Annotated in this window: 13 protein-coding genes and 1 riboswitch; of the genes, 5 read left to right on the top strand and 8 right to left on the bottom strand. The window is 44.1% G+C overall.

Annotated features, from left to right (window positions below; genetic code table 11):
- Window positions 1-106: 106 nt before the first annotated feature.
- The gene (locus FIU87_RS01425; RefSeq protein WP_253905559.1) at window positions 107-1,063 is read right to left on the bottom strand and encodes a DUF3231 family protein; all 957 of its coding nucleotides are present in this window, start codon (window positions 1,061-1,063) and stop codon (window positions 107-109) included.
- A 336-nt stretch (window positions 1,064-1,399) separates the two neighbouring features.
- On the opposite strand from FIU87_RS01425, the gene FIU87_RS20840 reads away from it, so the two are divergent.
- Entirely contained in the window at window positions 1,400-1,555 is a 156-nt protein-coding gene (locus FIU87_RS20840) for a hypothetical protein (RefSeq protein ID WP_172970907.1), read from the top strand.
- Window positions 1,556-1,837: 282 nt separating this feature from the next.
- Here the strand turns inward: FIU87_RS20840 and FIU87_RS01420 are convergent, their stop codons facing one another.
- The 5 genes from FIU87_RS01420 to FIU87_RS20835 form a co-directional block, all read right to left on the bottom strand.
- Window positions 1,838-2,215: a general stress protein gene (locus FIU87_RS01420; RefSeq protein WP_152442947.1), complete on the bottom strand. Its 378-nt coding sequence runs from the start codon at window positions 2,213-2,215 to the stop codon at window positions 1,838-1,840.
- A gap of 99 nt (window positions 2,216-2,314) precedes the next feature.
- Window positions 2,315-4,024, bottom strand: coding sequence for an ABC transporter ATP-binding protein (locus tag FIU87_RS01415; protein WP_152442946.1), 1,710 nt, complete (start codon window positions 4,022-4,024; stop codon window positions 2,315-2,317).
- A 391-nt stretch (window positions 4,025-4,415) separates the two neighbouring features.
- Window positions 4,416-6,134, bottom strand: coding sequence for a thiol reductant ABC exporter subunit CydC (gene cydC, locus FIU87_RS01410; RefSeq protein WP_152442945.1), 1,719 nt, complete (start codon window positions 6,132-6,134; stop codon window positions 4,416-4,418).
- Window positions 6,131-7,864: a thiol reductant ABC exporter subunit CydD gene (gene cydD, locus FIU87_RS01405; RefSeq protein ID WP_152442944.1), complete on the bottom strand. Its 1,734-nt coding sequence runs from the start codon at window positions 7,862-7,864 to the stop codon at window positions 6,131-6,133. Before cydD ends, cydC begins: the two co-directional genes overlap by 4 nt.
- 166 nt (window positions 7,865-8,030) lie before the next feature.
- Window positions 8,031-8,177 carry a hypothetical protein gene (locus FIU87_RS20835; protein WP_172970906.1) on the bottom strand — a complete coding sequence of 49 codons (147 nt, stop codon included), beginning with the start codon at window positions 8,175-8,177 and terminating at the stop codon, window positions 8,031-8,033.
- A gap of 814 nt (window positions 8,178-8,991) precedes the next feature.
- A riboswitch (SAM riboswitch) is annotated at window positions 8,992-9,112 on the top strand.
- 116 nt (window positions 9,113-9,228) lie between these two features.
- Between FIU87_RS20835 and FIU87_RS01400 the strand changes: the two genes are divergently transcribed.
- Genes FIU87_RS01400 through metH form a run of 4 tightly spaced genes read left to right on the top strand, consistent with a single transcriptional unit; the run spans window position 9,229 to window position 16,849 of the window.
- The gene (locus tag FIU87_RS01400; RefSeq protein ID WP_152442943.1) at window positions 9,229-10,347 is read left to right on the top strand and encodes a methionine biosynthesis PLP-dependent protein; all 1,119 of its coding nucleotides are present in this window, start codon (window positions 9,229-9,231) and stop codon (window positions 10,345-10,347) included.
- On the top strand, window positions 10,344-11,537 hold the full coding sequence (metC, locus tag FIU87_RS01395) for a cystathionine beta-lyase (RefSeq protein ID WP_152442942.1): 1,194 nt from the start codon (window positions 10,344-10,346) through the stop codon (window positions 11,535-11,537). Before FIU87_RS01400 ends, metC begins: the two co-directional genes overlap by 4 nt.
- Window positions 11,521-13,380 (top strand): bifunctional homocysteine S-methyltransferase/methylenetetrahydrofolate reductase, encoded by a 1,860-nt coding sequence (locus FIU87_RS01390; protein ID WP_152442941.1) that lies wholly within the window; start codon window positions 11,521-11,523, stop codon window positions 13,378-13,380. Before metC ends, FIU87_RS01390 begins: the two co-directional genes overlap by 17 nt.
- Window positions 13,373-16,849: a methionine synthase gene (metH, locus tag FIU87_RS01385; protein WP_152442940.1), complete on the top strand. Its 3,477-nt coding sequence runs from the start codon at window positions 13,373-13,375 to the stop codon at window positions 16,847-16,849. Before FIU87_RS01390 ends, metH begins: the two co-directional genes overlap by 8 nt.
- 515 nt (window positions 16,850-17,364) lie before the next feature.
- Here metH and FIU87_RS01380 read toward each other — a convergent pair.
- Together FIU87_RS01380 and FIU87_RS01375 are read right to left on the bottom strand one after the other, a co-directional pair.
- Window positions 17,365-18,678 (bottom strand): DUF4179 domain-containing protein, encoded by a 1,314-nt coding sequence (locus FIU87_RS01380; RefSeq protein ID WP_172970905.1) that lies wholly within the window; start codon window positions 18,676-18,678, stop codon window positions 17,365-17,367.
- Complete coding sequence (locus FIU87_RS01375; RefSeq protein ID WP_152442938.1) at window positions 18,665-19,195, bottom strand: sigma-70 family RNA polymerase sigma factor; 531 nt, start codon at window positions 19,193-19,195, stop codon at window positions 18,665-18,667. The genes FIU87_RS01380 and FIU87_RS01375 overlap by 14 nt, the downstream gene beginning before the upstream one ends.
- Window positions 19,196-19,284 lie beyond the last annotated feature (89 nt).

Raw genomic sequence — 19,284 nt, 5'->3', positions numbered from 1 at the left:
TTTTTTTGTAAGCAAAAGAGTATCGAAATGATCATATTCCAATACTCTTTTTAGATATAGGTGGTTTGTAAAATTGATCGCTTAAAGCTTTTGGGTTCAGCTTATCTTAACTTTTAGTCAATTGAGCTCGATCCTCACTAGATGGTGGTTCTTCCATCCAACCATTTTTGACCATGATTCTCCCACCTTGTTTTGCAAAATCATAAATATCTTTTGCAAGGAGCGCCATTTTTGCAGGTAAATCGCTTCGTAGACTAAACGCACCGCCAATTGCATTACTTCCAAGTCCAAATGTACTTAATAAGCTGGTATTGTACATCATTAATTTATCAGAGAATGGAGCGACAGTTGAATTTGTAGCTTTACCTGCATGAGTAGCCGGTGGCTCAATGTAATCCTGACGGAAAAATTCTCCTAAAGCTGTTTCAACTTTCTTTGATAATTCCATTCCTTTAACAAAATATTTTCGTACCTTATCTTCTTGTGCTACTTGAGCAAATCCAATCATTAATTGCATGCCCGTAAGGTTGGTCTCAATGGAATGATGAATAAGAGAAATCTCAATTGTATTTAAGGGTCTTTCATTACTTAACCAATTCAACCCAGTTAAATATTTTTGATTATGTACAAATTTAACTTCTTTTGGCATCGAAACATAAGGGGGACGTGAAAGAACTCCTGCTTCTAAAAGAACATGTGTGGCTTGGTCATACGCCTCTTGTCCTTCCTCAGTTAAACGTCTGAAAAATTTTCTTATATCTTTCCTGTAAGACATGGTCGAATAGAGAGCGTAAAGATTCGTTCCTATTTTAGACATCATGTGCAAATACATCACATCGTACATATAGTCAAATAACTTTGGAGCCTCTTTATTAACGTCTTTTTCAGTAAAACCGATTGGAATAGCCGCGCCTTCTTGTTGAAAAATCTTGGTCACAAACTCTACACTTTCAGTAGCACGGTCATAATAATACTGTAGAATCATTCGTATTTCCTCTTTTTCAACATGTTCCAGGAAGTATTCCAGAAATCTCATGATCATTGTTTTGTCTTGATAAGTCATCCACAAGTTCGCTAATTCTGAAGATGCTAATGGTATTCGATTTGAACTATCCACTCAAAAACCTCCAAACTCCATTCGTTTTCTTACACTTAATTTGAAAATTTTAGTAGAGAATCATTATTTTTTAACAGCAAAAATTGTTGAAAAAATCGTTTATTTAGGATATGGCAACAAAAAGCGAAATGAGGGGTTACTTTATTTATTATGTACTTTCATCAATTATCCATACGGTAAGCTCGTTCTTTCTCCCTTTTGGAAAGTTGGTATATTTTTTACATAGAGAGAAACGATATGGTGAAGTTAAAATGAAAAGCTAATAAATAGGAGGAGATGGCCATGTCTAAGGAAAAAAACGGATTTCACAACCAAGAAGAGAATAAGCATTCCGAACAACATCCCCCATACTTTGATGCTACCATACCAAAGGATTCCATCATGCTTGATGAAGATATGTCAAAAAATGCAACAAATGTCGATGATATTGAAAGGTAGCTTAATGTTATGGAAGCAAAAAAAATCCGCATGATATAGGCAACCCATTAGCCTTTCATGTCAAACTTACGAAGCGTACAGTTGGAAGAGGATAGAAGAATAGAAAGAGCCTCAGGATTTTGGAGTCTCTTTCTTTAGCCAACCTCGCAACCTAGAATGTAAACAAAAAAAAAACGCCCGGTGAATTTCGTTTGTGAAATTCGGTGCGTTTTCCTTTGATATTTACTTGTTTGCACTACAAAACTGATTCTAATGGGTAAGCCGCCCCTATTTCTGCATTAGTTATGGAGTCGGAGTTACTGTTCGTGCTTCTTTGCTCGATTTTTTGTTCACAAGTACCACAATTCTGCCGTTTTCAATATCTGTGGCATACATGGGAGCTTCTCGATCGGAAAGACCCAGTTTTGCGAGCCTATTGCCAACACCCTTTGGAATCTGCGCTCCATCTGGAATGAATGTATGCTTTAGCTTATCCATTACAGAATCCTCTTGTTCTGCTTCAATTCGTTCGAGTCGTGTGCCGATTGGATAGTCATGGCTAACATTATTGTCGAGTGCAACGACGACAATTTCTTCTGCATGATACCCTTGTACGATAAGGCCTTCAACAACATTTCGTGCTTTTTTATCCGAATCGTAAACACCAAGTATTGTCTTCATGTTTTTTCCTCCTAAGAATATCAGTATTGTTTTATACTGAATACATTCCCGTCTGGAGGCTATTCAAACAATTTTCCTGTCATTACCATCTGTAAGATCTCATCCAAATTGAGCCTGATGCAGTCTGCTATAAATTCCCGCAGAGCTCAATAAATCTTCATGACTTCCTTGCTCTGCAATTCCGTCTTTGGTGACCACCATGATTCTGTCTGCATTTTTTATCGTGGCCAAACGGTGGGCAATGACCAACGTCGTCCGGTCCTTCGCAAGCTCCGTTAAGGAAGCCTGAATCGCACGTTCTGTTTCGGTATCTAGCGCGGACGTTGCTTCATCTAAAATAAGGATCGGTGGGTTCTTTAAGAAAATTCGGGAAATCGCCAGGCGTTGCTTCTGTCCACCAGATAGCTTCACTCCCCGCTCGCCTATTACCGTATCCAAGCCTTGAGGCTGCGTCTGAATAAATGTATCTAGCTGCGAGCGACGTGCTGCTTCCATGATTTCCTCATCTGTGGCATCGAGTTTTCCATACGCAATATTTTCACGGATTGTTCCGGAAAACAAGAAAACATCCTGCTGAACAATGCCTATTTGACTACGTAGGGATTCTAGCTTCAATTCACGAGTATCGTAGCCATCAATGAGGATGCCGCCTTCTTCAAGCTCATAAAAACGTGGCAACAAGCTGCAAAGCGTGGTTTTACCTGCACCAGATGGTCCTACAATCGCAATGGTTTCTCCTGCTTTAACAGAAAGGTTGATGTTTCTCAATACTTTTTCTGTGCCCTCATAGCCAAAAGAGACGTTTCTATAGTGAATTTCGCCTTCAAGCTCCGCATGCACAGCTCCTGGTGCATCAGCAATATCAGGCTCTGTGTCCATAATTTCTGTGTATCGCTTAAAGCCTGCAATCCCTTTAGGATAGCTCTCAATAACGGCATTAATTTTCTGGATTGGTCCTAGTAATATGTTCGAGAGTAAGATAAACGCGACAAACTGTCCGTAAGTCAGCTCTCCGCCAATGACAAAAAACGTTCCGAATAGCAGCGTAAATAATGTAACTAGACGCATCAGCATATAGTTCGCAGTCACGTTCTGCGCCATAATTTTATATGAAGAAAGCTTCGTGTTTCGGTAGCTTTCATTGTTCACAGCGAACTGCTTTTGCTCGTGTTTTTCATTAGCAAAGGCTTGAACAACACGGATTCCCCCGATGCTATCCTCCACTCTCGCATTGATTTCGGCGACATTATGAAACATGCGGCGGAAGGTTTTGGTCATTTTCTTATTAAAATAGATCGCAAGGACCATTAGCACTGGAATCACGATAAAGGAAAGGATTGCAAGCTTCCAGTTGATGGTCAGCATGATGATGAATGCACCAACAAGCGTCATCAGCGCAACAAAGACATCCTCTGGTCCGTGATGAGCCACCTCGCCTATTTCCTCTAAGTCCTTCGTTAGCCTCGAGATAGAATGACCGGTTTTGTTGTTATCGTAGTACCCAAACGATAGTTTTTGCATATGCTGAAACAGCTTGCGGCGCATGTCCGTTTCAATATTGATGCCTAGCATATGTCCCCAATATGTAACAATGTAGTGCAGGCCCGTATTTATGGCATAAACAGCCAGCAACCCAATGCAGGCCCAGACAATTAGGTTCCAGTTCTGCTCCGGCAACAACCGGTCTATCACCTGATTAACTGCAACCGGAAAGGCAAGCTCCAGAATCCCCACAAGTACCGCACAGGAAAAATCTAAAATGAACAGCCATTTATATGGCTTATAGTAGGAAAAAAAACGGCGAACCACGGACTCCACTCCCTCTTAGGAAAATTTCGTTTCCCTAATGATAATCATTATCAACTATGATAACTATACTATTTTTCCATGCGGAGCGTCAACGAGTAATAGTAGGAAAGTAACCTAGAGTTTAAAAAAATGGAGAATATAGGATAGTTTTTGAGCGACCTGTATACCCCCTGCACGTATATTTTTTAGGGATTCAGCGATTATACGCAGAATTCAGCGAAAATGAACATGATTCTGGCGAAATTTTCGTTTATTCAGCGAAAAATAAGAAATTCAAGCGAAAATCACGATATTTCAGCGAAACGATAAATTTGTTGCTTTCAAAAACCCCATATACCCCCTGCATAGAAAAAGCCACCAAAGGGAGTGTCTCCCCTTGGCAGCTAACCAACTACATAAACACACTTTTCTCAATTTCTTTCATTTCATAAAAATAACCCTTCGCTTCCATCAATTCATGGTAGGTGCCGCTCTCGACCACACTTCCATCCTCCATCACCACAATCTGATCCATTTTTTCCAGACCAGTGAGACGATGGCTGATGAGGACAAGGGTATCATCCGCAGCCCTTTTAAAGAGTTCCTCCAAAATCGCACGTTCTGTAATGGCATCTACAGAGGAGGTAGGTTCATCTAACATCCACACACGCTCGCCTTTGAGAAAAGCACGGGCAATTGCGAGTCGCTGCTTTTCGCCACCTGAGAGGTTTTCTCCCTTCTCAAGAACACGATCCTCCAGCGTAAAGTGATCGAGTTGCACTTCACGAAGTGCTTCTCTCATTTCGTCATCCGTCAGGCCATCCTTTGCAAGTGCTAAATTGTCTCTGATCGTTCCGTAAAAGAAGTGATTTTCCTGCAGAACAACATTACTTCTGCTCCAAAGACTTTCAGAGTCAATATCTCTGCTGTCCTGATCATTCACCAAAATACTTCCACTTTCATGCTGTTGCAGCTTCAACAGCAAGTGCAGCAATGTCGACTTTCCAGAGCCACTCGGACCAACGATAGCCGTTTTGGTTCCTGCTTTAAGATTCACACTCACATCACGAATCGTGGAACGGGGCTCATTCGGAAAAGCAAAGTCAACTCCCGTCATGTGAAACGAGAGCGCTGTACTATGTGGCAATTCTTTTAAACGCGCAGAAGGTGTGGGAATCTCCTCCTCATACACTACTTCCTCCAAACGGCCGGCTGCTCTTCTGCTATCCTCATAAAAGCTAGGTAATACCGCCATTGGTGCGGCATTTTCAAAGACCGTCAAGCTAATCATGACCAGCATTGCAAGGAACAGCCCTTCAAATTGACCTTCTGCTGTTAGGAAAGCACCAAGCGCTAACAGGACCCAGGTCACAAGCAGTGTCACAAACGTATTAATGGAATGATTTAACATGGCCTGCTTGCCTTCGCGTTCTTGTTCTGTCACGTAGTCAGAGGCGACTTTTTCTAGCAACGCTTCTTTTTCTTCCAGCCTCTGATAAATTTTCAAATCTCGAAAGCCATAAAATAGTTCGGTTACTTCCGCAGAAAGCTTGGCACGCTCTTCTCGCACATTACGCTGAAGCTTGCGTTGCCCGAGTGCAAAAATCGTCGGCACGACAAATCCGGTGAGAAGTAGCCCAAGAAGCATAACGACTGCCAATGCCACGGAAAAATAAGTGATGAAAAGAATCGTGCATAAAAAAACGAGAACGAGCACTGCCGGTGGATAGAACACGCGTAAAAAGTAGTTTTGCAGGCTTTCGACATCGCCGACAATTCTTGCGAGCAAGTCCCCACTTCGATATTTTTGAAAAATTCGCGGTGCCAATGGCTCCAATTTCTTATAAAACGAAACGCGCAAATTACTTAAAATAGAGAAGGTTGCACGGTGAGAAAAATAGCGCTCTCCGTAGCGACTGAAGGCACGCGCAAATCCAAATAGTTTTAAGACGGCAATCATGACCGTTAGCGTATAGATTGGTGGAGTTAACGCTCCTTTAGAAATCAAGTATCCACTTGTTGCAAATAGGCCAACTGCGGCTATTCCAGCAGCAAAGCCCAGAAGGATGGACAGTAGCACATCTTTTCTTTCTCGTAACACCAAAGTGGTGATATGGCGCAATTCCTTCATTCCGCATTCCCTCCTTGCTGAATGGATACCATCTCTTTATAGGCTGGGACTTTTTCCAAAAGCTCCGTATGGGACCCTTTAGCTAGTAGATTTCCGTTATCTAAGAAAAGAATGAGGTCCGCATTTTTAATCGTATGCAGGCGGTGGGCAACTGTAATGACGGTTGCGTGCTCCGAAAGTTCTCGCAGCGATGCTTGCAGTATTTTTTCTGTTTGCAGATCTAGTCCAGTTGTTGGCTCATCAAACAGAATGATAGACGGTTTTTTCAAAAATGCCCGTGCAAGTGCGAGTCGTTGCTTCTCGCCACCTGAAAGCCCGCGGCCCCCTTCTCCAATATTCGTCTGAAAGCCCTGTGGTAAGGACTGAATCAACGTAAAGATACCGGCCTTTTTTGCAGCCAGGTTCAACTCTTCTACAGTAGCTTCAGTCTTTGCCCCAATGATCATATTTTCTGCAATGGTTCCCGCAAAAATATAGGGATGTTGTGAAATATAACTTACTTGGTCAAACCAGGTTTTTTCCTGATAGGTAAACAACGGCTTGCCATCTATTACTACGGTCCCTTCAGACGGTCGGATGAGTCCGGAGATAAGGTTAAGCAAGGTGCTTTTACCGGAACCACTTTTCCCAACAAGCGCTACTTGTGAAAAAGGCGGTAACTTCGCTTCGACCCCCTTAATCGAGAAGCCTTCTGCACCATACTGAAAGCCAGCATGCTTTAGTTCGATAGCAGGTGGCGTTAGCTTATCTGGCAGCTCTTCATTGCCCCACTCCATCGCTGCTTCCTCTTTGTTTAATTCATCGAAGATTTTCTGCGCAGCTCCCATGCTTCCACGACCTGTGTGGAAGGCACTACCGAGCTCTTTTAAATAGAGATAAAATTCCGGTGCTAATACTAGAACAAAAAAGGCCGTGAAAAAGCTGATATTTTCAAAGACAACAAGCTGAAAGCCTGCCTCCAATGCGATAAGCCCAATGGCAAGCATCGAAATAAATTCCAGCATCAGCGCTGATAAAAAGGCAATTTTCAACACTTCCATCGTGGCATCGCGAAAGCTTAGACTGCTATTCTCGATTGTGTGCTCCTGCTTTTGCGAGCGATTAAACAGCTTTAAGGTAGTTAACCCCTGTAACGTATCAAGAAAGGTCCCGGAAAAAGCATTTAGCTTTTCCATTTGTTCTTCTGATTTATTCTTCGTCTTCAACCCAACAACAATCATGAAAATCGGGATAAACGGAGCGGTGACTAAAATAATGAGACCGCTGTTGACGTGCTGACTGAAGGCGGCAATTAAGATGATTAACGGAACAATGCTAGATTGCATCACCTGTGGCACGTATTTACTAAAATAGGAATCTACTTCGTCCACTGCATCCATCATCACACTTACCTTTTGGCCTGATTGCCCTTGAAGCGCTGCTTGGATTGGACTTTTAGATAGTTTTTTTAATAGCGAGGCTCTTAGCTCCTTTTTCACTTTAGCAGCAAGCTTCACACCGGTAATTCCATTTAGATAAGTGAGGGCTGCTCGTGCTGCTAAAACAGAGAGTAAGCCTGCAAGAAACGGTAGTATTTCTGTGAACGAGTAACCCTGAAGGAACACCCGATCCACAATGGTCACAAAGAAATACGCCTGGCCAATCACGGTCAAACCGGTGAGTACGGCAATAAAAAGAAGTCTCATTCGAATGCCTTTATGTGATTTTGCAATGGCTTTTAGGTCCGTCATGTCGTTTCCCTCGTTTCATTTTGATGATGGGATAGGTTTTGTTTGATTGTTTGTTTGTTTGTGAAAAATCTCACATACTCTTCTAGTACCCATTATATAACAGATACAATCCAATTTCTCTTTCTGTGATTGACCAATTTATGACAGATTTGGGGCGGGATTTAACCTATTGAAGTTTGATGTTGGAAGGGACAGGCTGCTTGATTCGTTTTCTTTTGCGACTGCGGTTTTTCGGTCGTCCACCACCCCTGCTCGACTCATTTTCCTCTTCGGCTCCCGTTTTTCGGTCGTCCAGCATCTCTGCTTGACTCATTTTCCTCCGCGGCTCCCTTTTTTCGGTCGTCCAACACCCCTGCTTGACTCATTTTCCTCTGCGACTCCCGTTTTTCGGTCGTCCACCACCCCTGCTTGACTCATTTTCCTCCGCGATTCCCGTTTTTCGGTCGTCCAGCACCTCTGCTTGACTCATTTTCGTCTGCGACTCCCGTTTTTCGGTCGTCCAGCATCTCTGCTTGACTCATTTTCCTCCGCGACTCCCTTTTTTCGGTCGTCCACCACCCCTGCTCGACTCATTTTCCTCCGCGGCTCCCTTTTTTCGGTCGTCCAGCACCTCTGCTTGACTCATTTTCCTCCGCGGCTCCCGTTTTTCGGTCGTCCAGCACCCCTGCTCGACTCATTTTCCTCCGCGACTCCCTTTTTTCGGTCGTCCACCACCCCTGCTTGACTCATTTTCCTCCGCGACTCCCGTTTTTCGGTCGTCCAGCACCTCTCCTTGACTCATTACACTCCGCGGCTCCCGTTTTTCGGTCGTCCTACACCCCTGCTCGACTCATTTTCCTCTTCGGCTCCCGTTTTTCGGTCGTCCAGCACCTCTGCTCGACACATTTTCGTCTGCGACTCCCGTTTTTCGGTCGTCCAGCACCTCTGCTTGACTCATTTTCCTCGGCTACTCCCGTTTTTAGGTCCACCACCAGCCTCCGTGCTCAACCCACTCTCCTCCAAACCCCTCCTTTTCCGGTCGTGTGCAATGCGCTTTCAAAAAAAATTATTGCATTTCTCGCTTTCCTGTTGTAAATTAGTAAAATAATTAAAACGTTCAGATAATACTAATAACTATATAATGAAATTTCTTATCCAGAGAGGTAGAGGGAATGGCCCGATGACACCTCAGCAACCAGCAGCGCTCAGAACAGCGTTGAAAAGGTGCTAATTCCAGTGAGCAATGTAGGTTGCTTGCACAGATGAGAAGAATGAACTTTCAACCAAAAAGTCTTCTTCTTATAAGGAGGCTTTTTTCTTTTTATCCAAATGCCTCCTCCCCCATCCTAAGGAAAACCAAAATTAGCTATCGGGAGGTCTATTCTATGTATAAAACAGACACAAAGCTTGCGCAAATTGGTAATAGAAGTGAAACAGCCACTGGAACGGTCAATCCGCCTGTTTATTTTTCCACGGCTTATCGTCATGAGGGGATTGGTCAATCGACAGGCTATGACTACACGCGTACAGGAAATCCGACGAGACATGTGTTAGAGCAAGCAATTGCGGAACTTGAAGATGGCGACCAAGGATTTGCGTGCAGCTCTGGAATGGCGGCGATCCTCACGATTCTTTCTCTTTTTAAATCAGGTGACGAACTCCTTGTTTGTAAGGATTTGTACGGTGGGACTTACCGACTGTTTGAGGAAGGCTATAAAAAATGGGGGCTGTGTTGTACGTATGTGGATACCACAAACCTAGAAGAAATCAAAGCAGCGATTACCCCACAGACGAGAGCTATTTTTGTGGAAACTCCAACTAATCCCCTGATGGTAGAAACAGATTTAGAAGCCGTGTCACAGCTTGCAAAAGCGCGAGACATTCTTTTAATCTGTGATAATACCTTTTACACTCCTGTTCTATTAAATCCTATAAAGCTTGGTGCGGACCTTGTCATTCATAGCGCGACCAAATACCTTGGTGGCCATAATGATGTGCTTGCCGGACTGATTGTTGCAAAAGGCAAAGAGCTTTGCGAATCGCTAGCGCTTCACCATAATGCCGCAGGTGCGGTCCTCAGTCCTTTTGATTCTTGGCTATTGATGCGGGGCATGAAGACCTTGTCCTTACGTATGGAACGTCATGAAAAAAATGCGAAGGCCATTGCAGAGTATCTCAAAACACACCCAGCCGTAACCGATGTGTTGTATCCGGGGAGGGGCGGAATGCTGTCCTTTCGCATTCAAGAGGAAGCCTGGGTGAATCCGTTTTTGCAAAACTTACAGCTAATCACCTTTGCTGAGAGTCTTGGTGGCGTGGAAAGTTTTATCACCTATCCAGCAACCCAAACGCATGCCGATATACCAGAGGAGATTCGCATCAAAACCGGCGTTTGTAACAGGCTGCTTCGTTTTTCTGTTGGTATAGAAGACGCTGATGATTTAATACGTGATGTAGAGGCTGCCCTAAAAGCAGCATCCATTCAAAAGGAGGTCCTATCGTGAGCCATTCTTTTCAAACGAAATTGTTGCACAATCAGCATAAGGTCGATAAGCAAAATGGGGCGGTCAGTGTGCCAATCCAGCATGCTTCCACCTTCCATCAGTTTGATATCGATAGTTTCGGAAAATATGACTACGGCCGCTCGGCAAATCCGACGAGAGAAGCTTTGGAAGAAACCGTTGCCCAGCTGGAAGAAGGAACGAGAGGCTTTGCTTTTTCATCCGGCATGGCGGCAATCTCCACCTCTTTTCTCTTACTCTCGCAAGGTGATCATGTGCTGATTTCGGAGGATGTGTACGGCGGGACGTATCGGATGGTGTCGCAGGTGCTGACACGATACGGGGTTGAGCATACGTTTGTTGATATGACGGACTTGGATAGAGTAAAAAAAGCAATCAAGCCAAATACAAAGCTTTTTTACGTCGAAACACCGTCCAATCCGTTGTTAAAGGTGACCGACATCAAAGCCATTTCTGAGCTTGCTAAACACATAGATGCCCTAACCTTTGTTGATAACACTTTTTTAACGCCAGCATTGCAAAAACCGCTCGCACTAGGCGCTGACCTTGTTTTACACAGTGCAACAAAATTCTTGTCTGGTCACAGCGATGTGGTCGCAGGACTTGCGGTTGCCAAAGACCCAGAGCTTGCCAATCGACTGGCATTTTTGCAAAATTCCTTTGGAGCAGTGCTTGGGGTGCAGGATGCATGGCTTGTCCTACGAGGATTAAAAACCTTGCATGTTCGGCTAGAGCAATCGATGAAAACGGCGCATAGACTTTCAGATTTTTTCATCCAACACCCCGCCGTCAAAAAGGTCTATTTTCCAGGGCTCTCGACACATCCTGGCTTTACCCTTCAGCACAGACAGGCGCAAGGACCAGGAGCGGTGCTATCGTTTGTGCTTGAAGAGGGTGTGGATCTGCGAAGCTTTGTTAACAGCGTCGAAATTCCAGTGTTTGCTGTTAGCCTTGGTGCGGTGGAGTCGATTCTTTCTCTTCCGGCGAAAATGTCTCATGCGGCGATGCCAGAAGAAGAACGACAAAAGCGTGGCATCTCAGATTCTCTGCTGCGATTATCAGTTGGCCTTGAGAGTGCGGATGATTTAATTGCTGATTTTGATCAAGCATTACACATCGCTTCAGAAGGATTGGTTGAACAACGGAGGGTATATCATGGGAATATTAGATAGCCTACAGCAGGATAACATTTTAATTGCAGATGGCGCGATGGGAACCCTCCTTTATTCTTATGGATCGGACTGTTGCTTTGAGGAGCTGAATCTTTCCCAGCCTAACCAAATCTATCATATTCACCAGGCCTATTTGAATGCCGGTGCGGACATCATCCAGACCAATACCTATGCAGCAAACTACCATAAACTTGAACGTTACGGCCTTCAGGATCAGGTAAAAGAAATAAACAGCGCTGGAGTAAGATTAGCAAAAAAGGCGGCAGCTGACCATAAAGGAGCCTATGTGGTCGGAACTATTGGGGGCATCCGCGCAATCAAACCAGAAGCCATACCACTAGAGGAAATTAAGCGTACCTTTCGCGAGCAGCTCTACTGTCTTCTTTTAGAAGGTGTGGATGGTATTTTACTAGAAACATTTTATGACCTGGAAGAACTCGAAACGGTATTGCAAATTGCTCGAAAAGAAACGAAACTGCCCATCATTTCACAGGTGTCTCTGCAGGAGGTCGGGTATTTGCAAAACCGGGTGCCAATTACAGAGGCAATGAACCGGCTTGAAGCCTTAGGTGCTGATATTGTTGGCTTAAACTGTCGGCTTGGCCCTTATCACATGATTTCGACACTAGAAGAGGTATCGATTCCACAAACTGCCTTTTTGTCCGCCTATCCGAATGCAAGTCTTCCTTCTTATGTGGACGGCAAGCTCGAATATGATAGTGATGCCGCTTATTTTAAGGAAACGGCACTTGCTTTTCGAAATCAAGGGGTTCGGTTGCTTGGAGGCTGCTGCGGAACAACGCCAGCTCATATTCAGGCCTTTTCTGAAACGCTAAGAGACGTTCCTCCTGTAAAAGAAAAGCAGGTGAAGCGAAGAGAACGGAAGATTATCCTTCCGTCCAAAAAGAAGGATGTTCCTACCCCTCTTTTTGAAAAAGCAAAAAAAGAACAATCCATCATCGTGGAGCTAGATCCTCCACGTAAGCTAAATACAGATAAATTTTTGCAAGGAGCTCAGGCATTAAAGGACGCCGGCATTGACGCTTTGACGTTGGCTGATAACTCTCTTGCATCTCCGAGAGTTTGCAACACGGCACTCGGCTCGATTGTGAAATCACAAATTGGAATACGCCCGCTCATTCATATCACCTGCCGGGACCGGAATTTAATCGGATTACAATCGCACCTGATGGGACTCCACCAGCTCGGCATTCATGATGTGCTCGCTGTCACAGGAGATCCGACAAAGGTTGGCGATTTCCCTGGAGCTTCGTCCGTTTATGATGTGACATCATTTGGCTTGATCAATATGATTAAGCAGTTCAATCAAGGCGTCTCTCTTTCCGGAAAAGAGCTCGGCGAAAGCACCAGCTTTTCCGTTGGCGCTGCCTTTAATCCAAATGTCCGGGTGATTGACAAAGCGGTGGCACGACTGGAGAAAAAAATAGAAGCTGGAGCGGACTATTTTATCAGCCAGCCTGTCTTTTCAGAGGAAAAACTGCTGGAAGTTTACGATGCAACCAAGCATATTGATGCCCCTATTTATATTGGTATCATGCCACTGACGAGCAGCCGGAACGCGAACTTTTTGCATCATGAGGTACCAGGAATCAAGCTTACGCAGCCTGTTCTTGACGCGATGAACAGCCATCAAGATCACCCCGAGCGTGCTAGACAAGAAGGCCTGACGATTGCCAAAGGGCTTCTTGATACGGCGCTAACGCTATTTAACGGCATCTATCTGATTACGCCGTTCATGCGCTACGAGCTGACGGTAGAGCTAGCAAACTATGCAAAAAAACAAAACCTGTCTCATTCAGCAAGGAGGATACAAAATGTCTAAACCTATGACACTACTAGAGCAGCAGATGCATAAGAAAATCCTCATCATGGACGGTGCGATGGGAACCATGCTGCAGGAGGCAAACCTGACACCAGATGATTTTGGCGGTGAGGAGTACGACGGGTGTAATGAAAACTTAAATATCACAGCTTCTCAGGTCATTGAAAACATTCATGTTGCTTATCTTGAAGCAGGTGCTGACATAGTGGAAACGAACACATTCGGTGGAACTAATCTTGTTTTAGACGAATATGACCTCGGCTTCAAAGCGTACGAGATTAATAAGCTGGGCGCCGAAATTGCCAACCGTGCGACAGCAAGGGTTTCTACCTCCGAATGGCCACGCTTTGTCGCTGGCTCGATCGGCCCTACGACGAAAACGCTTAGTGTGACTGGCGGAACCACCTTTGATGACCTCACAGAATCTTACGAAGAACAGGCTCGCGGCTTACTCGATGGCGGCTCTGATTGTCTTTTAGTAGAAACAAGTCAGGATTTATTGAATGTAAAATGTGCGTTTCTTGGCATTCAGCGCGCATTTGAAAAAACTGGCCTAAAAGTGCCCATTATCATTTCTGGCACCATCGAGCCTATGGGTACCACGCTTGCAGGGCAAGCCATAGATGCCTTTTACATTTCTGTGGAGCATATGAAGCCACTTGCGGTTGGTTTAAACTGCGCAACAGGACCAGAGTTCATGCAGGATCACATCCGTACTTTATCTGGCCTTTCCAAAAGTGCGGTCAGCTGTTACCCAAACGCAGGGCTCCCAGATGAAGAGGGACACTATCATGAAACGCCTGAAAGCTTAGCTACTAAGCTTGGAGGTTTTGCCGACCAGGGCTGGCTCAATATTGTCGGAGGGTGCTGTGGTACCACGCCAGCTCATATTCGTGCCATTGCAGAAATGATGAAGGATAAAACGCCTCGTGCAACAAAGGCTGTTTCTCACCATAGTGTTTCTGGGATTGAATCGTTTATCTATGATGATCCTTCCCTTCGACCAATTATGGTTGGCGAGCGGACCAATGTCATCGGCTCCCGTAAATTCAAGCGTTTGATTGCAGAAAAAAAATATGAGGAAGCAGCTGAAGTTGCTCGCGCCCAGGTTCGTGGTGGTGCACATGTCATTGATATCTGCCTTGCGGACCCAGACCGCGATGAGCTGGAAGACATGAAGGCCTTTGTTCAAGAGGTCGTGAAAAAAGTGAAGGTCCCACTTGTCATTGATTCAACGGATGAACATGTCATTGAAGTGGCGCTGAAGCACTCGCAAGGAAAGGCTATTATCAACTCTATTAACCTCGAGGATGGCGAGGAGCGCTTTGAAACCATCATCCCGCTCGTTCATAAATACGGGGCAGCACTAGTTGTAGGAACAATTGATGAAGACGGCATGGGCGTGAGCGCAGAACGCAAGCTTGAGATTGCCAAACGATCGTACGATTTACTCGTAAATAAGTATCATGTATCGCCATCTGACATCATTTTTGATCCGCTTGTTTTTCCAGTCGGTACCGGGGATGAACAATACATTGGTTCTGCGAATGCCACTGTGGAAGGAATTCGTTTCATCAAAGAACATTTTCCTTCCTGCTTGACCGTTCTTGGTGTGAGTAACGTATCGTTTGGACTGCCACCAGTGGGACGCGAGGTCTTAAACGCTGTGTATCTTTATCACTGTACACAGGCTGGACTGGATTATGCGATTGTGAACACCGAAAAGCTTGAGCGCTTTGCCTCTATCCCTGAAGAAGAGGTGAAAATGGCCGAGCGTTTGTTGTTTGAAACAACAGATGAGTCACTTGCAGAGTTTACGGACTTTTATCGTGGGAAAAAGAAAGAGGCAAAATCGAATATTCCGGATCTTCCGCTTGAGGAGCGCCTCGCCTATTATGTGGTTGAAGGCACGAAAGAAGGGTTATTGCCAGACTTAGAGCTTGCGTTAGCCGCTTATCCGACACCGCTAGAAATTATTAACGGCCCTTTGATGAACGGAATGAAGGAGGTCGGCCGCCTATTTAATGACAACCAGCTCATTGTGGCAGAGGTTCTGCAAAGCGCCGAGGTCATGAAGGCATCTGTTGCCTTTTTAGAGCCGCACATGGAAGCAAGCGACACCTCTTCCTCTAAAGGCAAGGTGCTACTTGCAACTGTCAAAGGCGATGTTCATGATATTGGCAAAAATCTCGTCGACATCATTCTAAGCAATAATGGCTATGAGGTGGTTGACCTCGGAATAAAGGTTACCTCCACCGACCTAATTCAAGCGATTAAAAAAGAAAAGCCAGATATCGTCGGGCTCTCAGGACTGCTCGTTAAATCAGCACAGCAAATGGTCTTAACAGCGCACGATATGAAACAGTCAGATATCTCTGTTCCTATTTTAGTAGGCGGAGCTGCACTTTCGCGAAAATTTACCGACCAAAAAATCTCTAAGGAATACGAGGGTCTGGTACTCTACGCCAAGGATGCGATGAACGGATTGTCGCTTGCAAATCAGCTGCGCTCACCGGAGGAGTTTCAATTGTTAGTTGCGGAACAGGCCCAAAAGAAACGGAAGCTGAGTGAGGTTGCTGCCGAAGCTGCTGGAATTAGTCAACGAGCTTCTTCAGCGGTCGCGACTGCCGTAAAGGAGAAGGTCCGCTCCAACGTTTCGCGCGATGTCCGGGTCTTTACGCCAAGTGACACTAAGCGTCACTTGTTACGCCATATTTCCGTTTCCCATGTGGAGCCTTATATCAATATGCAAATGCTGATAGGCCACCATCTTGGCGTGAAAGGGAAGATTGAGAGATTGCTTGCTGAAGGGGACACGCGTACGCTTCAAGTAAAGGATGTAGTGGATAATCTGTTATCACAAGCCAAGCAGAAGCAGCTCATCTCCCCTGCTGCACTGTATCAACTTTTTCCTGCTCAAGCGGAAGGTGACACCCTGTTTATTTACAACCCAGAGGACCATTCCCAAGTGCTGGAGCAATTTGACTTCCCTCGTCAGGAAAAAACGCCGCATCTTTGCTTGTCAGACTACGTAAAGGAACGGAGTAGCGGTGTGATGGACTATGTGGGCTTTTTTACCGTCACGGCAGGCCGAGGCATCCGCGAGCTTGCCGCAACGTATAAACAAGAAGGCCGGTTTTTAGAAAGTCACGCCCTACAAGCTCTTGCATTGGAAACTGCAGAAGGTCTAGCTGAGCTTGTGCATCAGCAAATGCGCGATCGTTGGGGCTTTCCGGATTGTGTTAGCTTTACGATGAAAGAGCGTTTTGCAGCAAAATACCAGGGGCAGCGCTTCTCCTTTGGCTACCCGGCATGTCCAAATTTAGAGGATCAAGAAAAGCTGTTTAACTTGTTAAAGCCTGCAGACATTGGTGTGGAACTGACAGACGGCTTTATGATGGAACCAGAAGCATCGGTATCCGCCATCGTTTTCGCCCATCCAGAGGCTAGATATTTTAATGTATTGTAATAACAAGAAACAGGCTGGGACAAAATTTTTTTATCCTAAGTAAAAACCGAACTGATTATAGTATTTGATCAAATCAGTTCGGTTTTTTTATTATTACAATATGCTTTTATTTCTTAGATGACACCAGCGGTTGATTGGAGTGCATACGTAGACTCCTGCTTAGAGAAGTGGCCAATGTGAGACCCCGCATACGAAGCCGAGGAGGCTCACGGGTCACCCGCGGAAAGCGAAGTCTTGCACGGAAATCAATAGCGGTATTTAATGCGGCATTACTATTGTTCGTCTTTTTGTTTGTGTTTTTAAGTTTTGTCCCAGCCTCTTATTGTTGAACGAACGTTTCATTAAACGAGCGTAATGGAATATGAAGGATAAAATATTTTTTTGAATGAACGATCGTTTAAGTGCCTTAACCCTTAGTGCGACAAGGAATGATGGTGGTAAAACGAACGATTGTTTAACCTGTTGATTGGGCTTTATTTTTTGTGTTAGGTTTTAATCGATCGTTCGATTAACTGTTAAGGAACATCAATTGTCAGATCATCAAAATAATATTTTGCCGGCACATAGAATATCCCAAGATCCTTTGGCTTTATGGTTGTTTGATAATAAAGCTCCACATATTTTCCTTTTACTTTGTATTTGGTTGGTTGATACATGGTGTTTTCCTTATCCTCTAACTGCAAACTGCTACCAATCAGTTCATGTGGTATATTCCCTTTATCAATCGTCACGACAAGGCTGTTGTTTTTCTCCATTACCTTTATCACCTGAAATGTACCATTTACCGTATGGTAGCCTTTTCCTTTTACCAACGGTTCTCTAATTACATTACTAGGAGTATAATCAGCAATTATCGGGATGATTTGGTATGATTCCACATTCCGAAGAGGAGCAAATTCTGCCAGTGCTGGGTACGATTTTTGCTGACGTATTCTTTCAAGAAATTCATCATTACTGCTCATTGTAAAATAGTTATCTGCCAGATAATATCCACCTGATTGCTTTCCAATAATAATATAATTTAAATGCATGTTATTGGTAATCTCGGTTGAAATCTGTTCTGGCAAAAATAGATTTGTTTGTATTTCTAATTTAGAAGCAGTTTCCTCTAGAGTAGCCACTCTAAATTTAGCGCCTTCTTTGTTTTGTTTTTCAAGACCCATCCCTTTGACGAGATAACCACCTTCATTTATTAAATCAAATTGAAAATCCCACTCTGCCTTTGGTTTTTTCCATTCCTCATATCTTACATTTAATTCGAAGTTCACTTCATCCGGGAGGTCACTCACATCAAAGGAGAATATTCCTGTATGTTCTTTGTTCGGCTCTAGCTTATTCAAACTATACACTGTAACACCAAGGTCCTTATCCTGATAACTTAAATTGGTGACCATTGTTCCTTTTTGCTCCTCTTTTGATAGCACCTTGTATCCTATCACCAATCGTCCTTCATCCAAAAACGCTTCTGTCAGCTTTAGTTGAATATCATTTGATTCCTGCTCTAAATTTAATTCCGTGGCTTTTCCTTCTGTAACAACTAATTTGATTCCTTTGTCACCATGCTGATACAAGATATTGTCCTCAAAGCCGGCACTAGAAGTAAGCTCAGTGGTTTCATGTTGGCTAAGGAAGGATGAAGCTAGGACGGATATAATCCCGATCACTAGTATTGCGGCAAGGCTCCCTTTCCAGGCCTGAAACCTCCTAGCCCTTTTTCGATGTTGCTTTTGGGCAATTTCCAATGCATGTTGAACACGTTTGTTTAATTCCTCATCTGGAACATGAATTTCTCCAAACGCTGCATCTAGGTCATGATTAAGCTTCTCCAACCTTTTCTCCTCCTTCATCCAACTCCGATTTTACCTTTGCCAATGTTCGGTGAATTTGCGATTTAATGGTACCCTCTGGCTTATTGAAAATTTGTGCCATTTCTTTTATCGAATAACCGTAATGAAACCTCATCATCAAAAGCGTTCGTTGTTCAGGCTTTAGCCTTTGGAGTACTTCTGCGAGGTCTAGCTTATGTATGGAGAATTGGGTTTCCTTGATGGGCTCTTCGTATTTTTCTATTTCTAAGAAGGTAATTTTTTTCTTCCTCCTGAGTTCGTTGTTTGCTGCATTGATTAAAATTCTAGTCATCCATGTAGAAAAATACTGCACGTTTTGGAGCTTTTCAAATGCCTGATAGCCATTGATGATGGCTTCTTGTACAACATCGAGCGCATCCTGCTCATTTTTCATGTACGAAAAGGCTATTTTATAGAGTTTTTCTTGTTCTTGTCGAATTAAGCTTTCAAATGTGGGTCCTGAGTCGGACGTTTTAAAGAATTTGTTCCATTTTTTCATCTCGTTTGGACCTCCTTTCCTTCATTAGACAAACAGAGGATGAAATACGTTGCGTTGATAAAAAAAATATATGAGCTGTGAAATAAAAA

This window comes from Bacillus sp. THAF10 (assembly GCF_009363695.1).
GTDB lineage: Bacteria > Bacillota > Bacilli > Bacillales > Bacillaceae_I > Sutcliffiella_A.
Note: the sequence above shows the minus strand (reverse complement) of the source record. Positions and strands in the feature narration are given on the sequence as shown.